Here is a 6,229-nt window from a genome sequence, read left to right on the forward strand (position 1 = left end):
GTCGACCGGCTCGTTCCTGGCACTCGTCGACCAGATCCGGGAGTACGCGCCCGAGGCGGGTATCCGGACGAACGTGATCGTGGGTTTCCCGGGTGAGTCCGGAGTACGACATCGCCTTCCACACCCAGCTGCTGCGCAGCAGCGGCAACGAGATGTTCGGCGCGCTGGCCGACGTGGTCGCCGTGGTGCTGCGCGGCCGGACCCGGCTCGGACTGATGCCCCACCAGCCGGTGCCCGAGGCGTTACGCCTGCACGAACGGGTGGCCGACGCGGTCGCCCGCGGTCTGCCCGACCCGGCCGAGGCCGCCATGCGCGACCTCCTGGCGGAGGTCCGCGACGCCATGCTCCCTCTCTGGCGCCGCTGACCCCCGCGAGTTGCCACCGCAAGTCCGCGAGTCGCCACTCGGGGTCCGCGAGTCGGTGTCGGGGACACGCGGGTCGGCATTTCGGGTCCCGCGAGCCTTCCGGCGGAGGTCGACGGTCGGCGGCGCATGGGGCGTCGACTCGCTGGCCTGGGGTGGCAACTCGCCGGAACGAGGCGTCGACTCGCGGGTCTGGGGTGGCGACTCGCCGGGGTCAGCGGCGGGCGTCCTCGCGGAGGAGGTCGGCGGCCTTCTCGCCGATGGCCATCGTGGTGATGCACGGGTTGACCGCGATGAGGAAGGGCATGGCCGAGCCGTCGGCCACCCGCAGCCGGTCCACCCCCCGCACCCGCAGCCGTTCGTCCAGGGGGGCCTCGCGGTCGCTCGACGGGCCCATCCGCACGGTGCAGGACGGGTGGTAGACGGTGTTGTGCGTCTTCATCAGGTAGTCGCCGATCTCGTCGTCGGTGGTCGCGTCCGGACCCGGGGTCAGCTCCGCGCCGGCCCACTCGCGCATCGCCGGTTGCGCCACGATCTCGCGGGCCAGCCGCACGCCGTAGGTCATCACCCGGAGGTCGTGCGGGTCGCTGAAGTAGCGCGGGTCCACTTCGGGCTTGTCCCGGAAGTCCCGGGTGCGCAGCCGCACCGTCCCCCTCGACCGGGCCCGGGTAACGTTCGGTGTCAGGCAGAAGCCGTTCTCCGTGGTCGGATAGCCGTGCCGCAGGGTGTTCAGGTCGAACGGCACGGATCCGTAGTGGAACATCAGGTCCGGCCGGTCGAGACCTTCCCTGGTCGTGGTCATGATGCCGATCTCCCACCACTGGGTGGACTCGCGCACCATCGGCCTGCGTGCGTCCCACTGCACCAGGCCCTCCGGGTGGTCCTGGAGGTTGCGCCCCACGCCCGGCGAGTCCGCGACGACGTCGATGTCGAACCCGGCGAGCTCCTCGGCCGGGCCGATCCCGGACAGCATGAGCAGCTTCGGGGTGTCGATCGCGCCGCTGGACACGACCACCTCGTTGCGGGCCCGGATGTGCTCGCTGTGCTGCGCGTCCTCGGTGAGAACCTCGACCCCGGTGCACCGGGTCCCGTCGAAGGTCAGGTGTTTGGCCCGGACCCCCGTGCGGACCTGGAGGTTGACCCTCCTGCCGAGCACCGGATGCAGGTACGCCACCGACGCCGACGCCCGGATACCGTCCTCCCGGGCGTTGATCTGGAACCAGTTGGCGCCGTGGGTGACCGTCGTGCCCGTGTTGAAGTCGGTGCGGGGAATCCCGGCCTGTTCGCAGGCGTGCAGCAGAGCCACCCCCGCCGGGTCGTGCGGGGGCACGCTGCGGATCCGGACCGGGCCGGTGCGCCCGTGGTGCTCGCCCGGGGCGTCGTTGTCCTCCAGCCGCTTGTACAGCGGGAAGAGGTCCTCGGCCGACCATCCGGGCAGGCCGAGTCCCGCCCACTCGTCGAGGTCCTCACGGGGCGCCCAGAACGCGATGGCCGAGTTGTGCGACGAGCACCCGCCGAGCACCTTCGCCCGGGCGTGCCGGAGGAACGAGTTGCCCGACTCCTGCGGTTGGACGGGATAGTCCCAGTCGTAGCCGGACTCCAGCAGTTCCATCCACCGGGTCAGCTCCAGCACCGGCCGGACGTCCACATCGGAAGGCCCTGCCTCCAGCAGGCAGACCGAGGTGTCCGGATCCTCCGACAGGCGGGCCGCCACGACCGAACCGGCGGTACCGCCGCCGACCACGACGTAATCGAACTCGGGGGACACGTCACACTCCTTCTCGTCCGGCTGTCGGCCCTACCCGTCCGGCTGTCGGCCGGTCGTCCGCGTGGCGCGGAGTGGCCGTCCGCGTGGCGGAGTGGCCGCCCGCGCGCCGACGACGGTCCGGGTGGGTCCAGTATCCGGCCCGCGGGCGCCGCGGGCAGCGTGTGACCTGCGTCGTCGGTGGCACGGTGTGGTGAAGCGGCCCGTGGGGCCGCGAGCAGCGGATGAGCGAGCCACCCGGCCGGGTGCGTGTTCCCTAGACTGGGGCGGAACGAGGCAGCGACAACGACGGCGAGCGAGGTGGAGCGTGACGTTGCTGGAGTCCGTAGACGGGCCCGCAGACCTCAAGCGGATGGACCACGAGGAACTGGCCGTGCTGGCGGGGGAGATCCGGGAGTTCCTCGTCGAGAAGGTACGCAGGGCCGGTGGTCACCTCGGCCCGAACCTCGGGGTCGTCGAGCTGACGCTCGCGTTGCACCGCGTGTTCGACTCCCCGCGGGACGCGCTGCTGTTCGACGTCGGACACCAATCGTACGTGCACAAGATCGTCACCGGGCGGCGGGACGAGTTCGACGGGCTCCGCCAACAGGGTGGGCTCGCGGGCTACCCGGCGCGTGCGGAGAGTGAGCACGACCTGATCGAGAACAGTCACGCCTCGACCGCCCTCTCCTACGCGGACGGACTGGCGAAGGGGTTCACGCTCGACGGCGGCGGACGCCACGCCGTCGCCGTGGTCGGGGACGGGGCGCTGACCGGCGGGATGTGCTGGGAGGCGCTGAACAACATCGCCGCCGACCCGGAACGGCCGATCGTGATCGTGGTCAACGACAACGGCCGGTCCTACTCGCCCACGATCGGCGGTATCGCCGAGCACCTCGCCGCGCTGCGCCTGCGCCCCGGGTACGAGCGGCTGCTCGACGGCGGCCGTGAGCTGCTGCAGAACACCCCGGTGGTCGGCAAGCCGCTCTACACCGCCCTGCACGCGGCCAAGGCCGGGCTCAAGGACGCCGTCACCCCGCAGGTGATGTTCTCCGACCTCGGGCTGAAGTACCTCGGGCCCGTCGACGGGCACGACCTCGTCGCGCTGGAGAAGGCGCTGGCCAACGCCCGGTCGTTCGGTGGTCCGGTGATCGTGCACGCCGTCACCGAGAAGGGGCACGGGTATCCGCCCGCGGTCTCGGACGAGGCCGACCAGATGCACCAGACGGACCCCATCGACCCGGCCACCGGACAGCCCCCCGCGAAGAAGACCAGTTGGACGTCGGTGTTCGGCGAGGAACTGACCCGCATCGGGGGTGAACGCGAGGACGTGGTGGCGGTCACCGCCGCGATGCTGCGGTCGACGGGGCTGCACACCTTCGCCGAGGCCTTCCCCGACCGGTGGTTCGACGTCGGCATCGCCGAGCAGCACGCGGTCACCTCGGCCGCGGGGCTGGCGATGAGCGGGCGGCACCCGGTGGTGGCGGTCTACTCCACCTTCCTCAACCGCGCGTTCGACCAGACACTGATGGACGTCGCACTGCACCGCCAGCCCGTGACGTTCGTGCTCGACCGCGCGGGCGTCACCGGACCGGACGGGCCCAGTCACCACGGCATGTGGGACCTGTCCCTGCTCGGCATGGTCCCCGGCATGCGCGTGGCCGCCCCCCGGGACGCCGAGACGCTGCGGGAGGAGCTGCGGGAGGCGGTCGCCGTCGCCGACGGCCCCACGGCGTTGCGGTTCTCCAAGGGCGGTGTCGTCGAGTCCGTGCCCGCCGTCGACCGGCTCGGTCCGGTGGACGTGCTGCGGCGCGGGTCCGGTGCGGACGTCCTGCTCGTCGCGGTCGGTTCGTTCGCGCGATTGGGGTTGGCCGCCGCCGAGCGGCTCGCCGACCAGGGCATCGGGGTCACCGTGGTGGACCCGAGGTGGGTGGTCCCGGTGCCGGAGGAACTGGTCGCGCTGGCCTCCGGGCACCGGCTCGTGGTCACCGTGGAGGACAGCGGACGGCACGGTGGGTTCGGCTCGGCCCTCGGGGGAGTGCTGCGGGACGCGGACTGCGACGTGCCACTGCGCGATCTCGGAGTGCCGCAGCGGTTCCTGGAGCACGGCAGCCGGGACGAGGTGCTCGCCGACGTCGGGCTCACCGCGCAGGACGTCGCGCGCCGGGTCACCGAGTGGGCGGCCGGACGGCTCGGTGCGCAGACCCCGGACGCGGACACCGGCCGGGCCGCCACCAACGGCGAGGTGGACGAACCCACCGGTTCGGCCGTCGACTCGCCCCGCGACTGACCCGCGACGGGCAGGCGGACCCGGGTTCCCGGGCACCGGGCGGAACCGGTGCCCGGGAACCGGTCACGGTAAGGTCTCTCTCAGGAAACTGTGACACGGTGTCGATGTGCGGGTTTTGGTAGTTGAGGACGAGGCGCCGCTGGCCGAGGCGATCGCCCGCGGGCTGCGGCGCGAGGGAATGGCCGTGGACGTGGCGTTCCACGGCGACGACGGGCACGAGAAGGCCACCGTCACGCGCTACGACGTGCTGGTGCTCGACCGGGACCTGCCCGGGATGTCCGGCGACGAGCTGTGCCGTGAGGTCGTGACCTCCGGTCAGCTGAGCCGGATTCTCATGCTCACCGCGAGCGGGGACGTCGCGGACCGGGTGGAGGGGCTGTCCCTCGGCGCCGACGACTATCTGGCCAAACCGTTCGCGTTCCCGGAGCTGGTGGCCCGGGTGCGGGCGCTGGGACGCCGGGCGACACCGGCGACACCGCCCGTGTTGACCGCGGACGACGTGGAGCTCGACCCGGCCCGGCGCACGGTGCACCGGGGCGGTGCGACGATCGAGCTCACGCGCAAGGAGTTCGGCGTGCTGGAGGTCCTGCTCGCGGCCGAGGGCGCGGTGGTCAGCAGTGAGGAACTGCTCGAACGGGTCTGGGACGAGAACGCCGACCCGTTCACCACCACGGTGCGGGTCACCGTGATGACACTGCGCAAGAAGCTCGGTGAGCCGGGAATCATCGACACGGTCGTCGGGTCGGGATACCGGGTGCCCGGTGCGGGCTCGGTGGCCGAGCCCCGGCCGCTCGAAGCGTGACCCGCCGTCGGATCCCCCGGCTGCCCGACGTGCGGGCGCGCAGCCTGCGCGCCCGGGTGACTCTGCTCGCCACGGCGCTCGTCGCCCTGGTCAGTGTGGTGCTGCTGTGGCTGGCGTGGCGGCTGGTGTCCGACTCCGTCGCCGCCGTGCCGGATCTCCCGCCCGGCACGCTGGTGCGCGTCGACGGGGTCGAGGTCGAGGCGTCCGTGCTCGCCGGATACCTGCGGGAACAGGCGCGGATGCGCATGATCACGGCCGGGTCCGTGGCGTTCGTGCTGGTGGTGGCGGCGGCGGGCATCCTCGCCTGGACACTGACCTCCCGGGTGCTGCGCCCGCTGCGCGAGATCACCGACACGGCCCGCCGGTTGTCGGTCGAGTCGATGGCCGAACGCATCGGGCGGGTCTCCAGCCGGGACGAACTGGCCGAGCTGGCGCGGACGTTCGACGCGATGCTGGACCGCCTCCAGGCGGCCTTCGAGGCGCAGCGGCACTTCGTGGCCAACGCCAGTCACGAGCTGCGCACCCCGTTGTCGGTGATCCGCACCGAACTCGACGTCACCCTCTCCGACGAGTCCGCCGACGAGGCGGAGCTGCGGCGGATGGCGGGCGTCGTGCGCGAGGCCACCGAACGCGCCGAACGGCTCGTGGGGTCGTTGCTGCTGCTGGCCCGCACCGACGGGGCGAATCTCGGCGCCACGGAACCGGTCGATCTCGCCGTGGTCGTGGACACCGCCCTCGGCGCGGTGCGGGGGGAGGTCACCGCCCGGGAGCTCGACGTGGACCTGCGCACCACGCCCGCGGTGACCGACGGCGATCCGGCGCTGCTGGAGCGCGTCGCGGGGAACCTGCTGGAGAACGCCGTGCGGCACAACGTCGACCGTGGCCGGATCTCGGTCACCACCGGGGTCACCGCCGAGCCGGACCGATGGTGGGCGGTGCTGACCGTGGCCTCGACCGGGCCGGTGCTGGATCCGGCGACCGCGGCGGGCCTGTTCGAGCCGTTCCGCCGGGCGGGCACGGCCCGCACCGCG

General features: G+C 72.4%; 5 protein-coding genes. 4 read left to right on the plus strand and 1 reads right to left on the minus strand.

Features of this window, described 5'->3' with window-relative positions; all coding sequences use genetic code 11:
* Positions 1 to 92 precede the first annotated feature (92 nt).
* Positions 93 to 365 (plus strand): FadR/GntR family transcriptional regulator, encoded by a 273-nt coding sequence (locus SACHA_RS20545; protein WP_019807948.1) that lies wholly within the window; start codon positions 93 to 95, stop codon positions 363 to 365.
* A 211-nt stretch (positions 366 to 576) separates the two neighbouring features.
* On the opposite strand, the gene SACHA_RS0105960 is transcribed toward SACHA_RS20545, so the two are convergent.
* Complete coding sequence (locus SACHA_RS0105960; protein WP_019807950.1) at positions 577 to 2,130, minus strand: GMC family oxidoreductase; 1,554 nt, start codon at positions 2,128 to 2,130, stop codon at positions 577 to 579.
* Positions 2,131 to 2,434: 304 nt separating this feature from the next.
* Here SACHA_RS0105960 and dxs point away from each other — a divergent pair, with 304 nt between their 5' ends.
* From dxs to SACHA_RS0105975, 3 genes are all read left to right on the plus strand, one after another.
* A complete protein-coding gene (dxs, locus tag SACHA_RS0105965) occupies positions 2,435 to 4,396 on the plus strand; it encodes a 1-deoxy-D-xylulose-5-phosphate synthase (protein WP_028662930.1) in 1,962 nt (653 codons plus the stop codon).
* Between the two features lie 106 nt (positions 4,397 to 4,502).
* A complete protein-coding gene (locus tag SACHA_RS0105970) occupies positions 4,503 to 5,198 on the plus strand; it encodes a response regulator transcription factor (RefSeq protein WP_019807954.1) in 696 nt (231 codons plus the stop codon).
* The coding region (locus SACHA_RS0105975; protein ID WP_019807956.1) for a sensor histidine kinase at positions 5,195 to 6,229 on the plus strand (1,035 nt) is incomplete at its 3' end. The genes SACHA_RS0105970 and SACHA_RS0105975, both read left to right, overlap by 4 nt.

The sequence above is a fragment of the Saccharomonospora halophila 8 genome (assembly GCF_000383775.1).
GTDB lineage: Bacteria > Actinomycetota > Actinomycetes > Mycobacteriales > Pseudonocardiaceae > Saccharomonospora > Saccharomonospora halophila.